Source organism: Streptomyces lanatus (assembly GCF_014655715.1).
GTDB lineage: Bacteria > Actinomycetota > Actinomycetes > Streptomycetales > Streptomycetaceae > Streptomyces > Streptomyces lanatus.
Genome location: NZ_BNBM01000008.1, coordinates 330,477 through 354,839, shown reverse-complemented (window position 1 = coordinate 354,839; position 24,363 = coordinate 330,477). Strand labels below are relative to the sequence as shown.

General features: G+C 72.1%; 21 protein-coding genes. 16 read left to right on the top strand and 5 right to left on the bottom strand.

Annotation, left to right across the window (positions count from 1 at the left end):
• Positions 1 to 66: 66 nt before the first annotated feature.
• The 3 genes from IE325_RS23190 (at position 67) to IE325_RS23180 (ending at position 5,318) form a co-directional block, all read left to right on the top strand.
• The gene (locus IE325_RS23190; protein WP_229911938.1) at positions 67 to 2,145 is read left to right on the top strand and encodes a SpoIIE family protein phosphatase; all 2,079 of its coding nucleotides are present in this window, start codon (positions 67 to 69) and stop codon (positions 2,143 to 2,145) included.
• Positions 2,146 to 2,322: 177 nt separating this feature from the next.
• On the top strand, positions 2,323 to 4,752 hold the full coding sequence (locus tag IE325_RS23185; RefSeq protein WP_190071926.1) for a SpoIIE family protein phosphatase: 2,430 nt from the start codon (positions 2,323 to 2,325) through the stop codon (positions 4,750 to 4,752).
• On the top strand, positions 4,686 to 5,318 hold the full coding sequence (locus IE325_RS23180) for an aldehyde dehydrogenase family protein (RefSeq protein WP_190071997.1): 633 nt from the start codon (positions 4,686 to 4,688) through the stop codon (positions 5,316 to 5,318). The genes IE325_RS23185 and IE325_RS23180 overlap by 67 nt, the downstream gene beginning before the upstream one ends.
• Positions 5,319 to 5,336: 18 nt before the next feature.
• Here IE325_RS23180 and IE325_RS23175 read toward each other — a convergent pair whose 3' ends face one another.
• Together IE325_RS23175 and IE325_RS23170 are read right to left on the bottom strand one after the other, a co-directional pair.
• Positions 5,337 to 6,974: a sigma-70 family RNA polymerase sigma factor gene (locus IE325_RS23175; RefSeq protein WP_190071925.1), complete on the bottom strand. Its 1,638-nt coding sequence runs from the start codon at positions 6,972 to 6,974 to the stop codon at positions 5,337 to 5,339.
• Between the two features lie 225 nt (positions 6,975 to 7,199).
• Positions 7,200 to 7,652: an Lrp/AsnC family transcriptional regulator gene (locus IE325_RS23170; RefSeq protein WP_190071924.1), complete on the bottom strand. Its 453-nt coding sequence runs from the start codon at positions 7,650 to 7,652 to the stop codon at positions 7,200 to 7,202.
• Between the two features lie 80 nt (positions 7,653 to 7,732).
• Between IE325_RS23170 and IE325_RS23165 the strand changes: the two genes are divergently transcribed.
• The 6 genes from IE325_RS23165 to IE325_RS23140 all read left to right on the top strand — a co-directional run bounded on the left by IE325_RS23165 (position 7,733) and on the right by IE325_RS23140 (position 13,331).
• Positions 7,733 to 8,461 carry an AzlC family ABC transporter permease gene (locus IE325_RS23165; RefSeq protein WP_229911937.1) on the top strand — a complete coding sequence of 243 codons (729 nt, stop codon included), beginning with the start codon at positions 7,733 to 7,735 and terminating at the stop codon, positions 8,459 to 8,461.
• Positions 8,454 to 8,780: a branched-chain amino acid transporter permease gene (locus IE325_RS23160; RefSeq protein ID WP_190071922.1), complete on the top strand. Its 327-nt coding sequence runs from the start codon at positions 8,454 to 8,456 to the stop codon at positions 8,778 to 8,780. The genes IE325_RS23165 and IE325_RS23160 overlap by 8 nt, the downstream gene beginning before the upstream one ends.
• Entirely contained in the window at positions 8,770 to 9,612 is an 843-nt protein-coding gene (locus tag IE325_RS23155) for a thioesterase family protein (protein WP_190071921.1), read from the top strand. Before IE325_RS23160 ends, IE325_RS23155 begins: the two co-directional genes overlap by 11 nt.
• Positions 9,613 to 9,707: 95 nt before the next feature.
• Entirely contained in the window at positions 9,708 to 11,057 is a 1,350-nt protein-coding gene (locus IE325_RS23150) for an MFS transporter (RefSeq protein ID WP_190071920.1), read from the top strand.
• Positions 11,054 to 12,427, top strand: coding sequence for an alpha/beta hydrolase family protein (locus IE325_RS23145; RefSeq protein ID WP_190071919.1), 1,374 nt, complete (start codon positions 11,054 to 11,056; stop codon positions 12,425 to 12,427). The genes IE325_RS23150 and IE325_RS23145 overlap by 4 nt, the downstream gene beginning before the upstream one ends.
• A 52-nt stretch (positions 12,428 to 12,479) precedes the next feature.
• The gene (locus IE325_RS23140; RefSeq protein ID WP_229911935.1) at positions 12,480 to 13,331 is read left to right on the top strand and encodes a PaaX family transcriptional regulator; all 852 of its coding nucleotides are present in this window, start codon (positions 12,480 to 12,482) and stop codon (positions 13,329 to 13,331) included.
• Between the two features lie 65 nt (positions 13,332 to 13,396).
• Here IE325_RS23140 and IE325_RS23135 read toward each other — a convergent pair whose 3' ends face one another.
• On the bottom strand, positions 13,397 to 14,458 hold the full coding sequence (locus IE325_RS23135) for a DUF1152 domain-containing protein (RefSeq protein ID WP_190071917.1): 1,062 nt from the start codon (positions 14,456 to 14,458) through the stop codon (positions 13,397 to 13,399).
• Positions 14,455 to 15,894 carry a coproporphyrinogen-III oxidase family protein gene (locus tag IE325_RS23130; protein WP_190071916.1) on the bottom strand — a complete coding sequence of 480 codons (1,440 nt, stop codon included), beginning with the start codon at positions 15,892 to 15,894 and terminating at the stop codon, positions 14,455 to 14,457. Before IE325_RS23130 ends, IE325_RS23135 begins: the two co-directional genes overlap by 4 nt.
• 246 nt (positions 15,895 to 16,140) lie before the next feature.
• Here IE325_RS23130 and IE325_RS23125 point away from each other — a divergent pair, with 246 nt between their 5' ends.
• The 7 genes from IE325_RS23125 (at position 16,141) to IE325_RS23095 (ending at position 23,491) form a co-directional block, all read left to right on the top strand.
• Complete coding sequence (locus IE325_RS23125) at positions 16,141 to 17,394, top strand: ATP-grasp domain-containing protein (protein WP_190071915.1); 1,254 nt, start codon at positions 16,141 to 16,143, stop codon at positions 17,392 to 17,394.
• A gap of 3 nt (positions 17,395 to 17,397) precedes the next feature.
• Positions 17,398 to 18,657: an ATP-grasp domain-containing protein gene (locus IE325_RS23120; RefSeq protein ID WP_190071914.1), complete on the top strand. Its 1,260-nt coding sequence runs from the start codon at positions 17,398 to 17,400 to the stop codon at positions 18,655 to 18,657.
• The gene (locus IE325_RS23115) at positions 18,654 to 19,913 is read left to right on the top strand and encodes an MFS transporter (RefSeq protein ID WP_190071913.1); all 1,260 of its coding nucleotides are present in this window, start codon (positions 18,654 to 18,656) and stop codon (positions 19,911 to 19,913) included. Before IE325_RS23120 ends, IE325_RS23115 begins: the two co-directional genes overlap by 4 nt.
• A complete protein-coding gene (locus tag IE325_RS23110; protein ID WP_190071912.1) occupies positions 19,910 to 20,920 on the top strand; it encodes a GNAT family N-acetyltransferase in 1,011 nt (336 codons plus the stop codon). Before IE325_RS23115 ends, IE325_RS23110 begins: the two co-directional genes overlap by 4 nt.
• Positions 20,921 to 21,074: 154 nt before the next feature.
• On the top strand, positions 21,075 to 21,722 hold the full coding sequence (locus tag IE325_RS23105; protein WP_190071911.1) for a hypothetical protein: 648 nt from the start codon (positions 21,075 to 21,077) through the stop codon (positions 21,720 to 21,722).
• 147 nt (positions 21,723 to 21,869) lie between these two features.
• Positions 21,870 to 22,217, top strand: coding sequence for a hypothetical protein (locus IE325_RS23100; RefSeq protein WP_190071910.1), 348 nt, complete (start codon positions 21,870 to 21,872; stop codon positions 22,215 to 22,217).
• An 80-nt stretch (positions 22,218 to 22,297) separates the two neighbouring features.
• Entirely contained in the window at positions 22,298 to 23,491 is a 1,194-nt protein-coding gene (locus IE325_RS23095) for an FAD-dependent monooxygenase (protein ID WP_190071909.1), read from the top strand.
• A 37-nt stretch (positions 23,492 to 23,528) separates the two neighbouring features.
• Here IE325_RS23095 and IE325_RS23090 read toward each other — a convergent pair whose 3' ends face one another.
• Positions 23,529 to 24,272 (bottom strand): DUF1775 domain-containing protein, encoded by a 744-nt coding sequence (locus IE325_RS23090; RefSeq protein ID WP_190071908.1) that lies wholly within the window; start codon positions 24,270 to 24,272, stop codon positions 23,529 to 23,531.
• Positions 24,273 to 24,363: the final 91 nt, after the last annotated feature.

Here is a 24,363-nt window from a genome sequence, read left to right as displayed (position 1 = left end):
GCGACCGGACGGCCTACCCTGTCCTTGAGCCTTCGTGGTCAAGGGTGGTGTAAGCGAGGTGCCCTCATGGCCGGCGCGATTCACCGCGGTGCGGGCACGCACGACGCGATCGGCGAGATGCCGGAGCGGCTGGTGTCCGCGGTGGGACACGCGGGGGTGTTCGAGGATCTGCTCCCCGTCGCCCTCTGGGTGACCGATGCCGACGGGCGGCTCGTGCAGTGGTCGCTGGCCGCGCAGGACCTGCTCGGACACACGCCGGAGGAGATGCTGGGCCGGCTGGCCGACCATGTGCTGGTGCCCGAGCGGAACCGGGAGCTCGCCGACCGGCTGAGCCGGAGGGTGCGGGCGGGTGCGGCGGTGGTCGCGCGGCTGCCGGTGCGGCACCGCGACGGTGGCGTGATCGAGATGGAGATGTGGATCTGTCCGATCACGGACGGGCTGGGACGCACCGGAGTGCTGGCCATCGCGGCGGAGACCTCCGCAGTGGAGGGGATGCGCGACGCGCTGGCCGCGCTGGAGGGCCTGTTCTCCCAGTCCCCGATCGGCCTGGCCATGCTCGGCGCCGACCTGCGGTTCCTCCGGGTCAACGAGGCGCTGGCCCGGATGGACGGCGTACCGGTCGCGGAGCACATCGGCCGGCGTGTCACCGAGCTCGCGCCCGGCACCGACGCGCTGGAGTCGGTGATGCGGCAGGTCCTCGACCGGGGTGAGGCCGTGGTGGACTTCCGCCACACCGGCCCCGAGCGCGCCGAGCCGGAGCAGCGGCGCACCTGGTCCTGCTCCTACGCCCCGCTCCTCGGCACCGCCGGGCAGCGAGTGGGGGTGATCGCCTCGCTGATCGACGTCACGGAGGAGCAGCGGGCCCATCTGGAGGTCGAACGGGCGCGGCGGCGTCTGGCGCTGCTGGCGGAGGCGGGCACCCAGATGGGCTCCACGCTGGATCTGACGCAGACGGCGCAGGAGGTGGTCCGCGTCCTGGTGCCGAGGCTGGCGGACTCCGCGGACGTCCAGCTCCTGGAGGAGGCGGTGGCCCCGGACGAGACGGCCGCGTCGGCGCACGGCGTGGTGCGCCGGGCCGCGGCGGCCTTCACGGATCCGGCCGCGCCGGCCGACCATCTCGCGGTCGGCATGACCATGCAGGTCCCGCCCGGCTCGGTGTACGAGCAGGTCATCGGCGCGGGACGGCCGATGAACCTGTACCTGAGCGACATCGGCCCGCTGATCCCCGGTCCCGGCGCCGACAGGCTGCGCGAGTATCTGCGGGCCCGGGTGGGCTCGGCGCGGCTGGTGCCGCTGGTGGCCCGGGGCACGGTGCTCGGCGCGGTGGTGGTGACCCGGACCCGTGACCGGGAGCCGTTCGGCGACCAGGACACGCTGCTGATCGACGAACTGGTCGCCCGGGCGGCCCTGAACATCGACAACGCGCGCATGTACAGCCGGGAACGCGACGCGGCGCTCACTCTCCAGCGCAGCCTGATGAACCCCTCCCTGCCCGCCGTCAGCGGACTGGAGCTGACCGGGCGCTATCTGCCGGCCGGGGACCACGAGGTGGGCGGCGACTGGTTCGACGCGATCGCCCTGTCGGGCGGCCGGACCGCGCTGGTGATCGGGGACGTGATGGGGCACGGCATCCATGCGGCGGCGGTCATGGGACAGCTGCGCACCACGGTACGGACCCTGGCCCGCCGGGACACCGCGCCCGACCAGGTGCTGCGCGCCCTGGACGCCGCCGTGGCGGACCTGGGAGACAACGAGATGGCGACCTGTCTGTACGCCGTCCACGACCCCGGCACCGGCCACTGTCTGATCGCTCGGGCGGGCCATCCGCCGCCGATGGTCGCCGACGAGCGGGGAACCGTCGCCTTCCTCGACGGACCCCCGGGCCCGCCCCTGGGCGTGGGCGGACAGGACTGCGAGGTCCAGCGGCTGCTCCTGCCGCCCGGCAGTCTGCTGGTGACCTACACCGACGGTCTGATCGAGACCCGCGGTACGGACCTCGACCAGGGCATGCGGCGGCTGGCCCGGGCGCTACGGCATCCCGGGCATCCCCTGGAGCAGATCTGCGACGAGCTGCTCGCGCATGTCATGCCGGAGACGGCCGACGACGACGTGGCGGTGCTCCTGGCCCGTGCGCTGCCCCGCTGAGCCGGGACGCCGGGCGCGTCACCCGACGGAACCGCCCCGGGCCGTGACGATCGGGCATGCGGTGCCCGCAGAGTCAATACTGGGAGTGAGCCGCTGCGAAGCCAGATGTGCGGAAGGGCCAGACCGGCCGGGGCTCCGTGCAGCGGGCACCCGGGAACGGCGCGAGATGGGTGGGCGATGCACGACACATCCCCGACGTCACTCAGCGAGAGCCCGGAGGATCCGTTCTCCGTCCACCAGTCGGCATCGGCCGTGCTGGACTCCCGTGGACGGGTCGTCGCCTGGAGCGAGCAGGCTTCCGCGCTGCTCGGGTATCGGGCCGAAGAGGTGCTCGGCCGTCCGGTGCGCGAGGTGCTGGTGGCCGACGGTGACGAGGCCCTGATGGCCGAGACGACCGCCACGTGCCTGCGCGAGGGCGGCTGGTTCGGGATGCTGCCGGTCCTGCACCGCTCGGGCCGCCGGGTGTTCGTGGGGTTCCGGGCCCGCAAGGTGCGACGGCTCGATGCCACCGTCGAGTGGGTTCTGATCGGTTCGCTCGCCGAGGCCATCGCCCAGTGGGAGATCGACCGTGCCGTGCTGGACGGACTGTTCAGCCGGTCCCCGGTGGGGGTCGTGGTGCTCGGCCCGGACCTGCGGGTGCTGCGGGTGAACCGGGCCATCGCACGGTTCGGCGGGCTGCCGACGGACGCGTACCGGGGGCGCCGCGCCGCCGAGTTCCTGCTCGGCCCGGACGCGGACCTCGCGGAGGACAAGCTCAGGTCGGTGCTGGAGACGGGACGGCCGGTGATCTTCGCCGAGCAGCGGGCCCGGCTGCGGCGCGATCCCCACAAGGAGCTGATCATCTCGATCTCCGCGTTCCGGATGCAGGACCCGTCGGGCAGGGTGCTGGGGGTCACCGAGATCGTCGAGGATGTCACCGACCGCTATCGGGCCCGGCGGCGACTGGCGCTGATCAACGAGGCCGGTGCCAGGATCGGGACGACCCTGGACGTCGGCACGACCGCGCGTGAGCTGGCGGAGACGGCGGTTCCGGTGCTCGCCGACGCCGTCTCGGTGGATCTGCTGGAGCCCGTGCCGCGCGGCGAGGAGCCGGCCCCCGACTCCCGGGGTCCGCTGCGCAGGATGGCGGCCCGCAGCATTCGGCCGGGAGCGATGAAGGTGATGCGGGCCGAGGGCGAACTGTTCTCGTTCCCCGCGCGGACGGCACCGGAGCGCTGTCTCATCGAGCGGCGAGCGATCCTGCTGCCCGTGGTGGAGGACAGCCCGGCGTGGCTCGCCGCCGAACCGGAGCGGGCCAGGCAGGCGCTCGCGATGGGCGTGCACTCGCTGATGGCGGTGCCGTTGGTCGCGCGCGGTGTGGTGCTCGGCGTGGTCTGTCTGTGGCGCTCGCATCAGCCGGAGCCGTTCGAGGAGGACGACCTCACCCTGGCGGAGGAGTTCGCCGCCAGGGCCGCGGTCTCCATCGACAACGCCCGCCGCTACACCCAGCAGCACCAGGCCGCCGAGGCGCTGCAGCGCAGTCTGCTGCCGGGTGAGGTGCCCGAGCACCCGGCGGTCGAGACGGCCCACCGCTATCTGCCCGCGCAGGCGTCCACCGGCGTCGGCGGCGACTGGTTCGACGTCATCCCGCTGTCGGGGCTGCGTGTCGCGCTGGTCGTCGGCGATGTGGTGGGGCACGGTATGCACGCCTCGGCGACCATGGGCCGGCTGCGTGCCGCCGTACGCACTCTCGCCCACCTCGATCTGGCCCCGGACGAGGTCCTCGCCCGGCTCGACGACCTGGTGGACCAGCTGGCCACCGAACAGCGGCAGACCGAGGGCCACATCCCGCAGATCGTGGGCGCGACCTGCCTGTACGCGATCTACGATCCGGTCTCCCGGCACTGCGCCATCGCCCGCGCGGGCCACCCGCCGCCGACCGTGCTGGACCCGGACGGCGGGATGTACCAGGTCGACGTCCCCGCCGGACCCCCGCTGGGCCTGGGCGGGCTGCCGTTCGAGACGGCCGAGCTCGAACTGGCCGAGGGCAGTCTGATCGCCCTGTACAGCGACGGTCTGCTCCTCGCGGACGGCCGTGACATCGACCAGGGCCTGGACCTGCTGCGGACCTCGCTCGCCGGTCCGGCCCGGTCGCTGGAACACATGTGCAAGGCGGTGGAGGACGAAATGCTCCGCGGCCGGCCCGGTGACGACGTCACGCTGCTGCTGGGCCGGACCCGGGTGCTGGCGGCCGAGGACGTGGCCGCCTGGGAGCTGCCGGCCGAGCCCACCGCGGCCGGCCGGGCCCGGAGCCTCGTACAGGACCAGCTCGCGGCATGGGGCCTGGAGGACCTGGCGTTCACCACGGAACTGATCGTGAGCGAACTGATCACCAACGCCTACCGGTACGCGGGCGGCCCGGTCCTGCTGCGCCTCATCAGGAACGGCCACCTCATCTGCGAGGTCTCCGACTCCAGCAGCACCTCCCCGCATCTGCGCCAGGCCCGCAGCACCGACGAGGGCGGCCGCGGCCTGTTCCTGGTGGCCCAGCTGTCGGAGCGCTGGGGCACCCGCTACGGCCGCAACAGCAAGACCATCTGGGCCGAGCAGCCACTGCCGACGAGCTGACCCCGGGGGATCAGTCCGACCAACGGGTCCACGACGACTTCCTCGCCCGCTTCGCCGAGCGGGCGGCCGGAAAGCTGCCCGGCATGCCGGACGACGAGGGCGCCGAAATCGGTCCGCTCGTCAACGCCGCCCAACTCGCCGCCGTACGGGGCGTGTTGGAGCGGCCCCCGAGTCATGCCGAGGTCGCCGCCGGGGGTGCGGCCCTTGACCGTCCCGGCTACTTCCACCAGGCCACGGTGGTCGCCGGAGTGCGGCAGCGGGACGAGATCGTGCGCGGCGAGGTGTTCGGGCCGGTCGTCACCGTCCAGCCGTTCACCGACGAGACCGAGGCCTTCCAGCTGGCCAACGGTGTCCCGCAGGGGCTCGCCGAGAGCGTGTGGACCCGTGACCACGACCGTGCGATGCGCGCGAGCCGGGCGCTGCGGACAGGGATCGTCTGGGTCAACACCCATGGCACTACGGTGTCCGAGATGCCGCACGGCGGCGTACGCCACTCCGGCTACGGCGGCGACCTCTCGCTCACCGGGCTGCTCGACTACACGCAGGTCAAGCACGTCATGCTGTGACGGCTTCGGCGCCCGGCCTCAGAGCTTGGCGCCGAAGGCCTGGGTCCACCAGGGGCCGCCCGAACCGTCGTGGATGCCGACGCCGATGTCCTTGAAGGAGCAGTTGAGGATGTTGGCGCGGTGCCCGGGGCTGTTCATCCAGGATTCCATGACGGCTTCCGGGGTCTGCTGGCCCTGGGCGATGTTCTCCCCGTACGTGGACCAGCGGTAGCCCGCCGCGGTGATGCGCTGGCCGGGGTCCTCCCCGTCCGGGTTGGTGTGGTCGAAGAAGCCGCGGGCGGCCATGTCGTCGGAGTGGCCCTGCGCGGCCTTGTTCAGCAGGGGGTCCTCCGCGAGCGGACCGCAACCGGCGGCCGACCGCTCCTTGTTCACCAGCGCGACGACCTGCCCGACGGTGTCGGTCGGGGCCGCCTGTGTCTGGGGCGGGCTGGACGGGGTCCGGGTCGGCCGGGGCGTGGAGGGGCGGGGGGTCGGTGACGCCTTCTTGGTCGGTTTGGCGGACTTCTTCGGGCTCGGCTTCTTCGACGGCGAGGCGGACGGCGACGCGGACCTGGTCGGCGACGCGGAGGTCTCCAGGGGCCGCTGCGAGAGGTCGGCCACCGGGGCTCCGGCGGTCCGGGCGGCGGTCGGCTCCTCGGTCCCGGTACCCGGGTCTGAGTCGAGATACCAGAGCGCGCCACCCGCGACGCAGGCCGCCACGACGGCACCTCCCACGGCCCGGCGCTTGATACGCCGCCGCCGACGGGCCTCGCCACGGGATATCACGCGGCCACGCTCGGCACGATGCCCGGCTCCCGCCCCCGGTCCCGCGTGTCCGCTCGACTCGCTCACCGCGGTGGCCGAGCCGACCGGGGACGTCCCGTCCGCGGCGGACAGGACCCTTTCCAGCAGCGCGGGTGCCGCGGCGACCAACGCGAGTCCGGCCAGGAGCCCTTCGGCGGGCATCAGTCCGCTCCACAGACCGGAGCAACGCACACAATCGCGGGCATGTCTGGCTATTCGCTTGCGCCACAGCGCCGAGGGACGGCCGTCCCAGGACCCGAGGAGACCGTGCAGTTCCGCGCAGCGCGGCCGCGCGTCGAGCGCCCGTACCACCACGCGGGCCGCCTCCAGCTGGGCCTTCATCCGCTGCACCCGCACCGCGGTGTGCTCCGGCGACAGCTCCAGGGCCGCGGCGACCTCGCTCCGGGTCAGCTCACCGGCGCACTCCAGCCACCACAGGGACAGCAGTCCCCGGTCGTCGGGCTCCAGCCAGCGGGTGGCGCGTGCCGTCTCCTGGCGCTGGCCGGACAGTTGGAGCCGCACCATGGTCAGGTCCACGAAGTCGGCGCCCGGATCGGCGAGGTCCTCGGCCTCCTCCACAGCGCCCGGGGCGGACTGCCGGGCGTGCCAGTGCGCCCGGACCTGGTTCATCGCGATGGCCACGAGCCAGGAGCGGAAACTCTCGGGACTGCGCAGACCACCGAGCGCGTCGAGGGCGCGCAGCATGGTCTCCTGCACCACGTCGTCGACGTCGACAGAGCCGTTCAGAGCCCTCCCCACCACGTTGTAGACCAACGGGAGGTACGCACTGACCAGGGCGTCCTGAGCCTCCGGGTCGCCGCTGCGGGCGGCGTTCACCAGTGCGGCGAGCTCCGTCGTGCGCTCTGTACTCATCAAAACTTCCCTGTCCTCGACGCCGAACGATGCTGTCCGATACCTGGGAGATCGCTCGGTGGACCGCGGATAACAGTTCTTCGGAGAAACTTCGGACGCTTGTTCCCCGAGAGCCTCACGAGCCCCGACCGTGTGCGCAATGGGGAATGTCACATCGCGGTAAACATCAGGGAGTTGGGAGCTTCGATACGTAGTGATATGAGGCGAATGCCCTCGTCTGGCCGGTCAGACGACCGCGGTCGGACCCTGCTTGACGATCTTCATCGTGAAATGCGACGTGACGTTCTTTACGCGTGGGATCGTCATGACCCGCCCGCTCAGGAACGCCTCGTACGCGGCCAGATCGGCGACGGCCACGCGCACGAAATAGTCGGGGCTGCCGAACAGCCGCCGTAGCTCCAGCACTTCCTCGGCACGGGTCAGGGTGTCCTCGAAGCGGGCGACGGTCTCGGCGTCCTGCGCCTCCAGGCTGAGGTCGATGAGGACCTCGAATGAGCGACCCACCGAGGCCGGGTCGATCACCGCCCGGTAGCCGCGGATGACACCGTCGGCCTCCAGCCGCTGCACCCTGCGCAGACACGGCCCCGTGGTCAGCCCCACCCGCTGGGCCAGCTCCACGTTGGTCAGCCGACCGTCCTGCTCCAGCTCGGCAATGATTGCCTTGTCGATATCGTCCACAGCAATAATATTGCCGCGCATGTCCCGTGCCGTGCAATATTCGCAACCACATGCCAGCGCTTCTGCGGGACGATGGAGCGGTGGAACAACACACACCGACCCATCCAGCGATAGCAGCGAGCACCCGTCGAACCCGGATCTCCCAGGGCGTCCGGGACTCCTTCTCGGCAGGACTGGGCATCTTCCCGCTCGGCATCGCCCTCGGTCTGCTGATCACTCAGGCCGGACTGCCCTGGTGGCTCGCCCCCGCCCTGTCCCTGGCGGCGTTCGCGGGCTCGCTGGAGCTGCTGCTCGTGGGCATGCTCGCCTCCGTCACCCCGCTCGCCGCGGTCGCGCTGACCGTGTTCGTGGTCAACTTCCGGCACGTCTTCTACGCCTTCTCCTTTCCGCTCCACCTGGTCAGGCACCCGGTGGCCAGGGCTTACGCCGTCTACGCGATGATCGACGAGGTGTACGCGGTCAACGCCGCCCTCCCCGAGCGGGAGCGTTCGGCGGCCCGGCTGCTGGCCATGCAGATCGCGTGCGAGACGTACTGGGTGGGCGGCGGTCTGGCCGGTGTCGTGCTCGGCGCCGCCCTGCCCGCCCCGGTCCATGGCCTGGAGTTCGCGTTGTGCGCCCTGTTCACCGTCCTCACCCTGGACGCATTCCGCTCCCGCAGGGAGCTTCCGTCCCTGCTGCTGGCCGGCGCGAGTGTCACCGTCGCCCTGGTCCTCACGCCGGGCACGGCCCTGTTCACCGCGCTGCTGCTGTTCGTCGGGCTGCTCCTGGTCCGCCATGCCGTCACCGGCCGGGAGGCCGCGCATGCCTAGCATCTCGTATCTCGTCGCGGTGCTGGCGATCGTCTTCACCCTGACCCTCGCCCTGCGCGCCGTCCCCTTCGCCGTGCTCGGGCGGCTGCGCGACTCGGCCGTCGTAACGCGCCTCGCGGTGTGGATGCCGGTCGGGATCCTCGCCGTCCTCGCCGTGACCGCCCTGCACGGCACCCTCACGACCGAACCGCGCGGCAGGTGGTGCGCGCTGCTCGCCGTCGCCGTGACCGTCGGCACCCATCTGGCCTTCGGCCGCCGCACGATCGTGAGCGTCGGCGCCGGCACGGCCGTCTATGTCCTCCTGCTCAATGCCCTCTGATCATCCGCCGTCCGCACAACTCCCTTGGGAGGAAAGTCCGTTGACCCCCGCCGGCTACTTCGAGGCCATCGACGTCAACCGCTACAAGCCGACGCCCCACGCGGGCGGCGCCTGGCATCGGGACGAGCAGCACTTCAGTCCGCTGGGCGGGCTGGTCGTGCACGCCATCGACCGGCACCGGGCGGCCGGGCCGGACGACGGGCTGGTCCTGTCCCGGATCAGTTACGACATCCTGGGGCGGCTCGCCCTCGACGAGTGCGAGATCGAGGTGGCGACCGTCCGTCCGGGGCGGACCATCGAGCTGGTCGAAGCGGTCGTACGGATCGCGGGCCGTCCGGTGGTGCGGGCGCGCGCCTGGTTCCTGGCCCGGCTCGACACCGCCGAGGTCGCGGGCGGGGCCGACGAGCGCCTGCCCCGCCCGGAGTCGCTCGCTCCGTGGCCGATGTCCGAGGTCTGGCCCGGCGGATACATCGCCTCCCTCGACGTCCGGCCGGTGGCACCGCCCGAGCCGGGCCGTACGACAGCCTGGGTCGCCACACCCCTCGCGCTGGTGGCCGGCGTCATGGTCACCCCGCTCGCGTCGTATCTCGCCCTGGTCGACACCGCCAACGGCATCGCCGTCCGGCAGCCGCCCACCGCCTGGATGTTCCCCAACGTCGACCTCACCGTCCATCTCCACCGCCAACCGCACGGCGCCTGGACCGGACTGGACACCACGGTCGCCTTCGGACCGTCCGGCCAGGGCCTGACCAGCACGGTTCTGCACGACGTCGACGGTCCGGTCGGACAGGCACAGCAGATCCTCACCGTCCGGCCGGTACCCGGGATGTGAGGGCGCACAGGATTCAATGTTGTGCACTTTATTGACGGCGGTAACCACAGAGCCTACTTTCGCGGTGTCCTTCCCCCCGGTCTAGGGAGACCGCGATGTCCCCGTCCCCGTCACCCGCCACGGACCCCGAGCGAATCCGACAGCTGCGCAGAGTCGCCCTGTCCGGACTCCTCGGTACGGCCGTGGAGTTCTACGACTTCCTCGTCTACGGCACGGTCGCCGCGCTCGTCTTCGGCGAACTGTTCTTCCCGGGCGCCGACCCCGCCGTGGGCACGATCGCCGCGTTCGGCACCTTCGCCGCCGGTTATGTCGCCCGGCCGCTCGGCGGCATCGTCTTCGGGCACTTCGGCGACCGGCTCGGCCGCAAGTCGATGCTGCTGCTCACCATGGGCCTGATGGGCGGCGCCAGCTTCCTCATCGGTCTGCTGCCGACGTACGACACGGTCGGCATCTGGGCGCCGGTCCTGCTGATCACCCTGCGGGTCCTGCAAGGCATCGCCATCGGCGGTGAGTGGGGCGGCGCCACGCTGATGGTCGTGGAGCACGCCGGTGAGCGGCGCCGCGGACTGTGGTCCAGCTTCACGCAGATGGGGGCCCCGCTCGGCTCCCTGCTGTCGTCGCTCGTCGTCACCCTCGTGGTCGCCATGCCGAGGGACGAGTTCACGGCCTGGGGCTGGCGGGTGCCGTTCCTGCTGAGCGTGGTGCTGCTCGGGGTGGGACTCTTCGTCCGGCTGAAGGTGGTCGAGAGCCCGCTGTTCGCGGAGGTGAAGAAGGACCGCGCCGAGGCACGGCTGCCGATCGCCGACGTCCTACGGCGGCCCCGGCCGCTGCTGCTGGCCTGCTGCGTGGGCATCGGCGCCTTCACCGCCCAGTCCCTGCTGACCAGTTATCTGATCGCGTACGCCACCGGCATCGGCTACGCCCGCCCGCAGGTGCTGACCGCGCTCACGGTCTCCGCCGCCGTCGCCCTGGTCGTCCTGCCCTGCGCCTCGGCGCTCTCCGACCGTGTCGGCCGCCGCCCGGTCGTCCTCACCGGGGCAGTCCTCTCCGCCGCCACCGCCTTCCCGGTCCTCGCGCTGATCGACTCCAAGTCGCCGGGCGCGCTGATCCTCGCCGTCGTCATCGGCCACGGCATCGCCCAGTCCGCGATGTACGGCCCGCTGGGTGCTCTGCTCACCGAGATGTTCGGCACCCGGGTCCGCTACACCGGCGCCTCCCTCGGCTACCAGGGCGCCACCCTCATCGGCGCCGGCTTCTCCCCGATGATCGCCGGAAGCCTGGTCGCCGGGAGCGGCAACGGCACGCCGGTCGCGCTGCTGATCTGCGGCGGCTCACTCATCACCGCGCTCACCGTGTGGTTCGTCCGCGAGACCAGCCGTACGTCCCTGTCCGGCCCCGCCCCCGAGCCGTCCGCCACGCCCCGTACGGAGGGGATCACCGCATGAGGACCCGTACCGCGCTCGCCGCGGCGCTCCTGCTCGCCGTCGGGGCACTCCCCACCTCGGCCGTCGCCGCCACCGCCGACACGACTCACGTCGACGGCCAACTCCCTTCCGGCGCCGCGTACATGATGGACGTCCCCGCCGACTGGAACGGCACCGTCCTACTCTTCAGCCACGGCTACACCCCCGGCCCCGCCAATCCGGCCCGGGACGTCACGGACGAGGCCACGAAGGCGCTCCTGCTCCAGCGGGGCTACGCCCTCATCGGCTCCTCCTACGCGAGCACCGGCTGGGCGGTGACGGACGCGGTCCCCGACCAGCTCGCCACCCTCACCGCCTTCACCGAACGCTTCGGCGCCGCCTCCCGGACCATCGCCTGGGGACAGTCGTACGGCGGCCTCGTCACCACCGCCATCGCCGAGCGCCACCCGGAGCGGATCGACGGCTCGCTGTCCCTGTGCGGTCTCGTGCACGGCGGCGTCGCCAACTGGAACAGCACCCTCGATCCGGTCTTCGCCCTCAAGACCCTTCTCGCGCCCGGCGCCGACATCCCGCTGGTGGACCTCCCCGACCAGCAGACCGCGGCCGACGCGGCGAACACCCTGACGGCCGCCGTCGACACGGCCCAGTCGACGCCGGCCGGACGGGCCCGTATCGCCCTGGCCGCCGCCCTGCACAACATCCCCGCCTGGAACCAGCCGACGCAGCCCAGGCCCGCCGCGACCGACTGGGACGCCCACGAGGCCAACCAGTACGAGGCCGTCAAGGGCCTGGTGAAGCTGCCCGCCTTCAGCTGGCGGCAGGAGGCCGAGACCCGGGCCGGCGGCAACATGTCCTGGAACACCGGAGTCGACTACGCGAGGATGCTCGGGCGGTCCTCGGTCCGTACGGAGGTGACCGCGCTCTACAAGAAGGCGGGCCTCTCCCTGAAGGCCGACCTCGCCGCCCTCAACCGCGCCCCGCGCGTCAGCGCCGACCCGGCCGCCGTCACCTGGATGGCGAGCACCAGCTCCTTCACCGGCAGGCTGACCAAGCCGCAGCTCAATGTGCACACCACCGGCGACGCCCTCATCCCCGTCCAGGCGGAGAGCGCCCTGAAGCGGGCCGTCGACGCCGCCGGGTCGGCCTCCCGGCTGCGGCAGGCGTACACCGACAACGCCGGCCACTGCACGTTCAGCCCCGCCGAGCAGCTCGCCGCCCTGGACACGCTGGAGGACCGCCTCACGACGGGCAGGTGGGTGGGCACCGACCCGGGTGCCCTCAACTCCCGTGCGGCGAAGGCCGACCCGACGACCCCGACCCGCTATGTGTCGTACCACCCCTCCCCCTACCCGCGCCCCTACGACCTCGCCCACCCGGGCGACGGCCGCTGAAGCCGTACGACCGCTCGCCGCGCCCTCGGCGGGCGGTCGTACCCTTTCCACCGTGGAGGACGTCGACATCCTGGACGGTCAGGACATCTCGGAGGGGGCGCAGTCGCGCCCGCAGTCGCTCATGCTCGCCTTCTTCGGCAACCACGTCCTGGAGGAGGGCGACGTGGGGGTGTATTCGGGCAGCATCATCGACGTGCTCGGCCGCGTCGGTGTCGGGGAGCAGGCCGTGCGCTCCACCCTCACCCGCATGGTCAACCGGGGGTTGCTGCGGCGCCAGCGCGAGGGCCGCAAGATGTTCTTCGGCCTGACCCCGCAGGCGACGCGGGTCCTGGAGGACGGCCGCGTCCGCATCTGGCAGCAGGGCGCGGTCAACGACGACTGGGACGGCTCCTGGACCCTGCTCGGCTTCTCGCTGCCGGACTCCTGGAAGCGGCAGCGCCACGATCTGCGTTCACGGCTGACCTGGTCGGGGTTCGGGGCGCTGTACAGCGGGCTGTGGATCGCGCCGGGGCACGTCGATGCCGCCGGGATCGTCTCGGAGCTGGGCCTCGCCGCCCATGTGAAGATCTTCCACGCACGGGCGGACGAGGTCACCGATATCGAGCTGATGATCCGGGACACCTGGGACCTGGAGAGCATCGCCGCCCGCTATGTCGTCTTCGACAAGCGCTGGACCGCCCATCTGGACGCCGGGTCAGGGGACGACCCGATCGGCACCCGGCTGCGGCTGGTCAGCGAATGGCTGGGGACCATCCGCACCGACCCCCGGCTGCCGGCCCGGCACCTCCCCCAGGAGTGGCCGGCCCGCCCCGCCCAGGAGACCTTCCGACGCGTCGCCGACCACACCGCCGGGCCCGCGCGGCGGATGGCCCGCGAACTCCTGGAGACCACCGCGCTGCGGTGAGCAGCCGGCGAAGCCCCTGCCCCGGGGCGGAACTTGAGACATGAGTAGCCCCCCGCCCCGGGGGTTCACGCCATCGCGAGCACCGGCCCCTCGGCGCCCAACAGCGCCCGCAGGGACGGGATCCGACGCCACGTCAGGCCGAGCGCGTGGGCGGCGAACCGGAGGGTGACCTGGGGCGCGCCCTGTGCTGCCGCGCGGATGACCTCCCGTGCGGCCCGCGCGCTCTCGGGCAGGCTTCCACCGGCGGGTGTCCGCACCGGCTCGACGCGCTCCCGCTGGAGCTCGTGGATGCCCGTGAGTTCGGCCGAGAGATCGGCGGCGGCCTCCAGGGTCGGCGGCAGTGCGTCGAGCAGCCGGGCCGCGACCTTGTTGTGGGCGAGGGCGTCGTCCAGGCCGGTGGAGTGGATGCGAGCGGACTCGTCCGTGAGCGGGATGAGACGACTCACCGTACGGACCGGGCCGCGGACGCCCTCCACGGCCGCGGCGAACAGGGCGGACGCCTCCGAGGGGTGCCAGGCCAGGGCGGTCCGGGCCGCGGCCAGGTCGGAGGTGAGGGGGGTGAGGACCTCGCCGTTCAGGCGGTCCAGTACGTCGCCCTGGGGGATCTCCCCGTCGGCGCCGGGACCGGCGACATGGACGGTGGCGGGCACCCCGGCGAGCCGGCAGGCGGCGAGCGCCAGCGCGTCGACCAGGGGACTGCACAGGGTGTCCTCGTCGCCGTGCGCGAGGATGTCGCCGCCGACGTCGACGATGCGGACCTGGTCGTACCCGGTGTCCGCGAGGCGTCGGATCTGTTCGGCCAGTGCGGTCAGCCCCTGCCACGGGTCGAGGAGGACGAGCCGTGCGGCAAGGTCCGCGGCCAGATGGGGCAGGGTGGAGCCGGCCGGGGTGACGGGCCGTGCGGTGGGGGTGAGCACGGGGATGCCCGCCCGGTGCGTGAGGCCCGTGAAGTCGGCTGTCCCGAGCGGTCCTGGGGTGGGGTCGACCTCCAGGCGCTCCCAGGCGTAGGTGGCGAGCGTCGTCCCGCCGAGGGGTGTGCCGGTGCGGACGCGGCCCACGGTGGCCGCGGTGATCGCGGTGCCCACGGGGTCCCCGCCACCGCCCGCGGCGATGAACAGGTCGCTCACGCGGTCTCCCGGTCGGTGCCGATCCCGGTGATCCGCACCGGCGTGCCCATGTTCCTGCGGGCGCGGGCGTTGGCGTCGTGGAGACCCTCGTAGTACTCGCGATCGAGGGTCTTGACCTGCTCGGAGTAGAACATCCAGGACAGGATGTCGCGGTACTTGAAGCCCTTGGGCGTGAGTTGGACGCGGCGCGGGCCGACGCGGTGGATCAGGCCGTTGGCCTCGGCGGCGTCGAGGATCTCGGTCACCTCGGCGGCGATCGTGTCCAGGCCGAAGCGGTCGAGCTCGGACAGGTCGAGGTCGAAGCTGTCCAGCACGAGCCGCTTGCGGACGATCTCCTCAGGGGTGAGGGCGAACCCCGTGGTCGGCCGCAGACGGTGGGCCTTGGCAGCGCTGATGTAGTCGGCCACCTCGCTGAGGGACGGTTTCACGCTGCCGGTCATGTAGTCGAGGACCGAGGTGTAGGAGCGGGCGCCGACACCGAGGCCGAGCAGGGGCACTCCGTGGAAGGTGAGGACCTTCTGCACATAGCCGCCGCGACCTGGCTTCTTGTACCGGACGGAGCCCTCCTGCACATAGCCGTGGGCGGTGAACACCTCACGGGCGTAGTCGTAGCGCTCGTACAGTTCGGGCTTCCACATGTACTGGTAGGCGCCGGTCCTGGAGAACCAGGCGTCCGGTCGCACGGTGAGGAAGTAGGTGGAGATCGTCGTCGGGGCGAGCCGGGCCAGCTCGTCCACCGAATGCCGCCAGGTCTCGGGGGTCTGCCCGGCGAAGCCCATGATCAGGTCCGTGGACAGGTCGGGCAGTCCGCGGTCGTGGACGATCTCGACGGCCTTGCGGATGACGTCCTCGCCCGCCTGGCCCCGCCCGGCCTCCCGGATCTCCTGCGGGACCAGCGACTGGATGCCGATGTTGGCGCGCGTCAGCCCGAGGTCGAGCAGACGCCCGAAGCCGTCGGGGTCGGCGACGATGGAGTCCGGCGTGGCCTCCAGGGCCACTTCCTCCACGGTGGAACGCCAGTTGGGGTAGATCTCGCCCAGGGTGGCGAAGATCTGCTCGAAGTGCCGGGTCGAGAGCAGCGCGGGCGTGCCGCCGCCGATGTAGACGGTGCGCAGCCGGCGGGCCTGGATGATCTCCGCGTGGTCGCGGAGCTGGGTACAGAGCGCGTCGGTGTAGGCGTCGTAGAGGTCCTCGTCGGTGGAGATGACGGTGTAGAGGTTGCAGAACCCGCATTTGTAGCGGCAGAACGGTACGTGCAGATACAGGTTGAGCTCGGGCACCTGGTAGGCGGCCAGGTCCTTCGCCCAGATGTCGTGGACGTCCCAGGCGCCCTCGTCGAGCGGCCGGTAGGTGGAGCGGGGCGGATACGAGTACTGGTACGGGGGGATGACGCCCTGTCGGATGTGGTCGGCGAGCTGGTCGTGCGGGCTGTTCACGATGGATGACTCCTTCGCACCATGCCGTTCGATTGACCGTGCGCACCGATCCGAACACGCAACATTTTGTTGAAGCTATCGGTGATGTGCACCAACTCCCGCACCCGCTGGGGTGTCGTCGTTGTGGCTTCCGCCAACCGGGCGGCGCCGTTGGTCGCTTCGGCCAACTCGGGGGTGTCTGAGGAGAGTTGTTTTCGGAGATCAGCCCGATGGACGGTGCGCCGCGGCGACCGGTGCACTGGGCGCGTGGACAGCAGCGACGACGAGCCGGGCGTGACCGGTGTGATGGTGATCGAGCCCATGGGCAACGCGGGACCCTTCCTCTTGGAGGCCGCCGCCCGGCTGGGCATACGCCTGTACGCGGCCACCGACAAGCGGGTGCACGCGGGCTACGAGCCCTGGCTGACCGCAGGTCTCGCCGGTGTCTGTCTGACCGAACTCGCCGACACCGAGCGCGCGTTGGACGACATGGCGGAGTACTGCCGCGCGCATCGCATCACGGGTGTCGCGGTCTGCTGGGAGCTGCTGACCCCGCTGGCGGCCCTGCTCGCCGCGCGCCTTGGGCTGCCGGGCAACGACCCGGCGCTCGCCGGGGCCGCCCGCAACAAGATCGCCATGGCGGAGGCGTTCCGCGCGGCGGGAGTGCCGGCCCCCGCGCATGCGGTGGTCGGCACCTCGGAGGAGGCCCATCAGGTCGCCGCCTCCGGCCGGTTGGGGTGGCCGCTCGTCGTCAAACCCGCCGAGCAGGGCGGCTCATGGGGGGTGAGTGTCGTCGCCGGTCCCGACGGGCTCGATACCGCGGTGGCCGCGGCCGGGCGGTTCACCCGCGCCGAGCCGCACGGGCTGCCGCTGGACCCGCGGGTGCTGCTCCAGCACTACGTGCCCGGCGAGGAGTTCTCCGCCGACACGGTCGTGCACGACGGTGTGCCGTACCCGCTGCCCGTGGTCCGCAAGGACACCACGGCGGGCCGGTACCGGGTGGAGACCGGGCACTCCTGCCCCGCCGGGCTCGACGCCCGCACGGTACGGGCGATCCAGGACACCGCGGCGCGCGCCGCGCTCGCCGTGGGGGTGCGCAACGGCATCGCCCACACCGAGGTGAAGCTCACCCCGCGCGGTGAGCCCGTCGTCATCGAGACCGGCGCCCGGCTGCCCGGGGACAACATCTGCGAGATCGTCGAGGCGGCGACCGGCGTCAGCGAGGCGGCGGCCTATCTGCGGGCCGTGACCGGGCGGGCGCCGGACACCGGACCGACTCGGGCCGCCGGGGCGGCGCTGCGGTTCGTGCTGCCGGAGCGGGGCGGGGTGCTGGAGTACGTCGTCATCCCCGAGGTGCCCGGCACCCAGAGCCGGCTCCATATCCGTCCCGGTGAGCAGGTGCCCGAACCCGCCGACAGTTCCGGCCGGGTCGGACACGTCCTGGCGTGTGCCGCGTCCGTGGACGAGGCCCGCCGCCTCGCCGACCGGGCCGTCGCCGACACCCGAGTGAAAGTGAGCTGACCCGTGCCCCGTCCCGTACGCAGGATCGCGTTCCTGCGGTCCGTGGAGATCCGCCGCGCCGACCCCTACATCCAGCGATGCGTCCGCGATCTGTCCCGGATCGGCGTCGAGAGCTGTCTGTTCCACACCCATGGCACGGCCGACGACGCGGACTTCCCCGGCGCGCGCCGCCGCCTCGACGCCGCCGTCACCCCGGCCGAACTGGCCCGGGAGGTGGAGGAGTGGGGTGCGGACGCCGCCGTATCCCTCTCGCTGCCGTGCGAGAACGCGCTGCGGGACGCCACCGTCAAAGAACTCCTCGACGCGCGGGGCATCCCCACGGTCATGAGCCCGCTGCCGACGACGCTGGCCCTGTACGACAAGTGGGAGACCAAACGACTCCTGGTCCGTGCGGGCCTCGACACGCCGCGTGGCTTCAAGGCCGACTCCGATCTGCTGGCCGGGCGCGGCGTGGCGGTCCCCGCGTACGCGGACGCCCTGCGCGCCTCGGCCGCCGCCATCGGCGGTCCGCTCCTGTCCAAGCCGCTGTGGGACTCCACCAGCATGGGGATCAGGGCGCTGCCGGACGCCGCGGCCCTGGACGCCTATCTCGCCGATCCGCCCGAGGTGTCGGCGGTGATCGAGGAGTGCGTTGCGGGTGCGCTGTGCTCGGTGGACATCGTGGGCGAGCCGGGGGCGTACCAGGTGCTGCCGGTGTGCTGGACCGGGACCGCGGGCACCGAGCCCGTGTTCACCTTCGCCGATCTGCGCTGGTGCGGCCCCCGGCCCGGGGCCGTCGCCGATTTCGCGCCCGTCGCGGCCAAGCTGACGGCCCTGTGCGAGGAACTGCAGGTGCGGGGCTCCGTCAACGTCGACATGATCTACACCGGTTCGCGGTATGTGATCCTGGAGATCAACCCCCGTATCGGCGGCGCCACGACCCTGTCCTGCGCGGCCTCCGGCACCAACACCTTCACGGCCCTCGCCGACATGGCGCGCGGTGTGTACGACCCGGCCCCTGTGCGCCGTAAAGGATGGGCCATCGAGTTCCTGTCCCCGGAGCGACTGCCGGAGTCGGTGCGGGCCGAACTGACGGCCCGGCTCAACCTGGTCACTGCCCATGAGTTGGTCATCGACGACACCAGCCACGGCGACATCGTCGTGTTCACCCTCGCCGAGGGCGACGAGCGGCAGACCGTCAAGCAGTTGGAGGAGCTGCACCGGGCCACGGGCTGGCCGCGCCAGGAGATCCTGGACAAGACCCGGGCCCTGCTTACCCCATGACCCCGACCACGCCGATCCGACGCCCCGGGCTGCGCGGTGTGCTCGGCCTCCCGGCCACCCGCGGCCACGGCCGGTTCATCACCGGCAACCTCGTCGACTCCCTCGGCAACGGCATGCTCCTGCCGCTCGGCCTGCTGTACTTCACCACCCTGCGCGATCTCCCCCTCGCGGCGGTCGGGGCGGCGGTCACCGTGGGCCAGCTGGCGGCCCTGCCCGTCGTGTTCGTCGCCGGCCGCGTCATGGACCGGCAGGGGCCCAAGCGCCTGACCGTCGCCGCCAACGTCGTCAGCGCCGCCGGGTTCCTGTCCTTCCTGCTCGCCGACCGGCCCTGGCAGATCGCCGGTTCCTACCTCCTGGTGCAGTCCGGCATCAACGCGTACTACACGGCTCAGCGCACCCTGATCCTGCACGCCACGCCCGCCGCGGAGACCCGCGGGTGGTTCGCCTTCACGAGCAGCCTGCGCAACATCGGTATCGGCGCGGGGGCGTTGCTGGCGGCCGGTGTGCTCGCCCTGTTCGGCACGCACGCCCTGACGTGGCTCGTCACCGCTGCCGTTCCGCTGTATCTGCTGGCGGCGCTCTGCTTCGCACGCGTGCGCACGACGGCTCCGCCCGGGAGACCTCGGCACGAGGACCGCGCGGCACGCGGAGGGTCCGACGCCGGCGACATGCGCCGCTATCTGCTCCTCGTCGCGTGCAACGTCCCCTTCGTGCTGGCGCAGGCCATGCTGTCGGTGCTCATCGCCGTGTACGCCACCGAGACGCTCGGGCTGCCCGCCTGGTCCGCGAGCGTCCTGCTGGTGGTGAACACCGTGATGGTCTCCACGCTCACCAGTCCGTTGACGGCGCATGTCGCCCCGAAGCAGCCCCGGCACACCCTGGCGCTGGGCCATGGCCTGCTGGTGTGCGCCATGCCGGCGTTCGCGGCCCCCGCGTGGCCCGGGGTCGACTTCCCCGCATGGCCGGCCCTGGCCCTCGCGATCGTCCTGTTCAGCCTGGCCGAGATCCTCTACTCGCCGGCGGTCGGCGAGCTGTCCGTCACGCTCACCCCGACCGCGGCGCGCGGCAGCCGACAGAGCCTGTACCAACTCTCCTGGGCCTCGGGCAATATCGCCGCCCCCGCCCTGTTCACGGGCCTCCTCGACGTACATGCCCTGCTGCCCTGGGCCGTGCAGGGCGTGGCGTGTCTCATGGCGCTCGCCGCGATCCCGGCCCTCAAGTCCCCTGCCGCGCAGGGCGGAAGGAGTTCCGTGTGAAGGCGGAGATCGTCAGCAGCGTGCACGCCGTGCCGGTGGCCGACTGGGACCGGCTCGCCCAACACGCCGGTGTCTATCTGTCCCACCGCTGGCTCGCCGGCGAGGAGAGCGACCCCACCGCCACGGCGTCGTACGCGTTGGTCCGGGACGACGACGGCACCCTGGTCGCGGCAGCGCCCCTGTACGTCGTGCACGAGGAGCCCAACACCTACTACGAGCCGACGCACCTCCCGCCCGGCGCAAGGAAGCCGTGCGTCCTCGCGGGCGCCCGGCGCGGCTACCACAACTCACCGCTGACCGACCCGCGCCTTCCCGGGCATCGCCTCACCTCCTGCCTGGCCCTGCTCCGCGACGCGGCCCGCGATCTCGCCGGGCGGCACGGCACGACGCACTGGTGGCCCTATCTGACCGAGCCCGCCACGCGTCTGCTCGCGCCGCTGTACGGCACTCCCCCGCATCGCATGGAGGACGACGCGACGATTCCGCTGCCCGGCGCCGGGTTCGACGACTATCTGGCCTCGCTGCCGTCCAAGCGCCGTGTGGCGATACGCCGCGAACGCTCGGCCTTCGCGGCGGCCGGACTCGACGTACGCCACCAACTCCTCGCCGACTGCCACGAGGACGCCGGACGGCTCCTCGCGGCGCTGCAGCAGTCCCATGGCCACGGCGACGACACCGCGGCGATGACGAGCCTGCTGAAGCGACAGGCCGACGCCATGGGGGACCAGGCCCGAGTGGTCGCGGCCTACGCGGGTCCGCGCATGACCGGGTTCTGCCTCCACTACCACCAGGGCGGCACCACTTGGCTGCGCGCGGTCGGCATCGACCCCGAACACCCCGCCCCCTTCGCCTACTTCGCCCTCACCTATTACGAGCCGATCGAGGAGGCGTACCGAAACGGCAGCACGGCCCTGCACGCGGGGATGAAGGCCATCGAGGCCAAGCGGTTGCGCGGGGCGCGGGTGAGCGGGCTGTACGCGCTGCACGACACGGGGACGGGGGCGTAAGCCGCCCGGACCCTTCATTGACATGCCCAGAACACGGGATTAGCATCCGGAACGCTTCGGAAAGCGCTTTCCACGCGCGGTGATGACTGCCGCGCACCCCCACTCGACCCGGGTCCCACCCTCCCCACGCCACCCCCCACAGGAGGACCCCGCAATGAGTCCACGACGAGCCGTGACATCCGATCACCACGCCCCCATACCTCGGCGCGGCAAGGCGGTCGTGGCCGTGCTGGCCGCCGCCCTGCTGGCGGGCCCGGGCATCGCGCAGGCCACACCGCAGACCACGGCGGCACCGGCGCGGCAGGGACAGGTGACGGCCGCCGCCTCCATCACCTGGACCCTGGAAAGGGCCGCCAACCCCACCGAGGACCAGCGCACGGCGTACGACCTCATCACCAGGGCCATGAACGCCGCGGTCGCCCGCTACAACAACCTCAGCGACCTCGGCAAGACCATCACGGTCCGCTACGACCCGGGCGTGCCCACCGCCGACGGCAACATCAACGGCACCATCCGCTTCGGCAACCGCGGTTACATGACCGAGCGGACCGCGCTGCACGAGATCGCCCACACCATCGGCGTGGGGACGAGTTCCGGATGGTCGCGTCTGGGCGGCAGCGGCACCTGGACCGGCGCCCAGGCCACCGCGCTGGTCCGGCAGTTCGACGGTGCGAGCGCCAAACTCTCCACGGGCGGCGGGCACTTCTGGCCGTACGGCCTGAACTACGACAACGAGTTCTCCAACACCGCGGCCGACCGTCACGTCCAGATCGTCGCCGCGATGGTGCGCGACGGCCTGTGAGCCGCTGATCCACGGGGCTGGTGCCGCCGTCACCGCGGCACCAGCCCGTTCCACGGCACGATCACCCGGCAGTGCGCCCGCCACCGTTTCCAGGCACCCCCACTCCGGCGCGACCGCGTGTCCGGAGCCGAGAATCCGGAGTCCTCGATGCTTCCTCGTCCCGCTTCCCGCCGTACCCGCGTCTCCGCCCTGGCCGCCGGGCTCGCCGCCGCCGGCGCGCTGGTCCTCACCTCCCCCGCCTCGGCCGCGCCCCGGGCGGATGTCACCGCCACCCTGCGCGTGACGATCACCGACGGCGACTCGGTCATGACCCAGACGGCCGGCGTCTACACCTGCCACAGCGACTTCACCGTCGGCCGGGCGAAGGACATCTCCGTCACGGTGCCCGCCGGCCAGTGGGTCCAGGTCTTCAGCAGCCACGGCTGCTACGACTCCCTCAACATCAGCGGCGCCACCATCGAGTCCGACGGACAGGTCATCAGTTTCACCCTCTGACCGCGGTCCCGGCGCGCGAGGGCGCGGGTCAGGCGCATGCTATGAGCAGGACGTTCGCCCTCGCGTCGAAGGAGCGGCCCATGCCCCACCCCGCCCACGGCCCACGGATCGCCATCGTCGGGGGCGGCATCGGCGGACTCGCCGCCGCGGCCTTCCTGTGCCGCGCCGGCCTGACGGCGACGGTGTACGAGCAGGCGTCCGCCCTCACCGAGGTCGGCGCCGGTCTGCTCGTGGCCCCCAATGCCATACGGCTGTTGCGTCGCCTCGGTGTCATGGAGCGGTTTCTGCGCCGGGCCGTGCCGCTGGAGTGGGCGTGGGAGTTCCGCCGTTGGGCGGACGGGCGTGTGCTGTCGGTGGAACGGCTGGACGGGGTGTGCGAGCGGCTCTACGGCGAGCGGACGTACACCGCGCACCGGGCAGACCTGCTCGACACGGTCAGGTCGGCCGTGCCGGACGACTGGGTCCGCCTGGGTGCGCGGTGCACCTCGGTCGACGCGGGGCCGGACGGCGCGCTGGTGGGCTTCGCCGACGGCAGCCGTGTCGAGGCCGACATCGTCATCGGCGCCGACGGAGTGCACTCCGTGGTCCGCGGCGCGTTGGCCGAACCCGAGCCGCCCGAGTACTCCGGCATCTGCGCCTTCCGCACCGTCGTGCCGGCCCACACCGCGCCCGACTTCGCACTGCGGCCCGCCCAGACGCTGTGGCTCGGGCCGGGCCGACACTTCGTGCACTACCCGATCGCCGGTGGCAGCGCCGTCAATGTCGTCGCCGTCGCCCCCGCCGGGGACTTCACCGACGAGTCGTGGAGCACTAAGGCCGACGTCGGGGAGTTCCAGGCCGAGTTCGCCGGCTGGGACCCACGGGTGACCGAGCTCATCACCGCCGGCGACGTACCCGGACGCTGGGCGCTGCTGGAACGGGCGCCCCTACGACAGTGGAGCGTAGGCACGGTGACGCTGCTCGGCGACGCCGCGCACCCGATGTTCCCCTTCTTCGCCCAGGGCGCGGCCCAGTCCATCGAGGACGCCGCCGTACTGGCCCGCTGCCTGGCCACGCCCGGGGCGAACCCGGAGGCGGCACTGAAGCGCTACGAGGCCGCCCGCATCGCCCGCACCACCCGCCTCCAGCAGGTCAGCCACGCCCGCCGCGACATCAACCACCTGCCCGACGGCCCCGAACAGCGGGCCCGGGACACGGCACTGGCGGCCTCCGATCCTCTGGTGGGCAATGGCTGGATCTATGGCTACGACGCCGAGGACGCGCTTGTCTCATAGCCCCGGATGCGTCTCATGTGCGGGACCGTGGGGGGCCTCAGGCAGCCCCGCTCCGGCGCTTCCTCAGCCACCAGGCGCCGCCGCCGAGCACCACGACGGCCGCGCCGATGCCGAGGGGTACGGCCATGGGCATGCCGTCGTCGTCCTTCGAGTCGTCCGCCGCCGGCTCCGCCGAGGAGTCCTTCGCGGCGGGCTCGTCCGAAGCGGTGCCGGACGGAGAGGCAGAGGCGGACGGCGCCTGGGTCGGAGTGGGGCTCACCGGCTCGGCACCGGGCGCCGCCGCCTTCAGCTCCAGCCGGGGCGCGGGGTGACCGTGTCCGTGGCCGTCGCCATCGGCCTCCTCCTCCAGCTCGATCCAGCGGTCGACCTTGCCGTCGCTGTAGCTCTGGAGGGTCTTGAAGACGACCTCCTTCGCGTCCGGCAACTGCCGTACGGTCACGACGTACTCGACGTCCTCGCCCACCGCGAGCTTCGGCCCGGACACCGTGTAGCCCCGGCTGGTGGTGGCGAACTTCCAGCCCTCGGGCCCCTCGTCGTAGGTGATGTCCTCCGGGCTGATCCCCTCGGGCAGGATCACCTCCAGCTTGCTGATCCCGGCCGTGCCCGACTCCGACTCCGCGGCGAAGGTCAGGGCGACGTTCTGGTCGAGGGCCCGGGCGCCCTCGGCCTCCACCTCGGTGTGCGCCGCCGCCGGTCCCGCCGTGGCGACGGCCATGGCGAGGGCGACCGAGGTGAGAACGCCGGTACGGCGCAGACTGCGGATCAGAGTGGAGCGGGACACGGACGACTCCCTAGTACCGATGATGTGGTCGCTGAGCGGCCGCCGGACGACGGCCCCGTCCCACAAGTCGGATGGAGAGCCGGGTGAGTTC

Coding starts and splice junctions, on each gene's coding strand:
- IE325_RS23155 (WP_190071921.1), top strand. CDS start 8,770: ATGCCCTCTGATCATCCGCCGTCCGCACAACTCCCTTGGGAGGAAAGT.
- IE325_RS23190 (WP_229911938.1), top strand. CDS start 67: ATGGCCGGCGCGATTCACCGCGGTGCGGGCACGCACGACGCGATCGGC.
- IE325_RS23150 (WP_190071920.1), top strand. CDS start 9,708: ATGTCCCCGTCCCCGTCACCCGCCACGGACCCCGAGCGAATCCGACAG.
- IE325_RS23100 (WP_190071910.1), top strand. CDS start 21,870: ATGCTTCCTCGTCCCGCTTCCCGCCGTACCCGCGTCTCCGCCCTGGCC.
- IE325_RS23160 (WP_190071922.1), top strand. CDS start 8,454: ATGCCTAGCATCTCGTATCTCGTCGCGGTGCTGGCGATCGTCTTCACC.
- IE325_RS23185 (WP_190071926.1), top strand. CDS start 2,323: ATGCACGACACATCCCCGACGTCACTCAGCGAGAGCCCGGAGGATCCG.
- IE325_RS23145 (WP_190071919.1), top strand. CDS start 11,054: ATGAGGACCCGTACCGCGCTCGCCGCGGCGCTCCTGCTCGCCGTCGGG.
- IE325_RS23175 (WP_190071925.1), bottom strand. CDS start 6,974: ATGAGTACAGAGCGCACGACGGAGCTCGCCGCACTGGTGAACGCCGCC.
- IE325_RS23095 (WP_190071909.1), top strand. CDS start 22,298: ATGCCCCACCCCGCCCACGGCCCACGGATCGCCATCGTCGGGGGCGGC.
- IE325_RS23105 (WP_190071911.1), top strand. CDS start 21,075: ATGAGTCCACGACGAGCCGTGACATCCGATCACCACGCCCCCATACCT.
- IE325_RS23115 (WP_190071913.1), top strand. CDS start 18,654: ATGACCCCGACCACGCCGATCCGACGCCCCGGGCTGCGCGGTGTGCTC.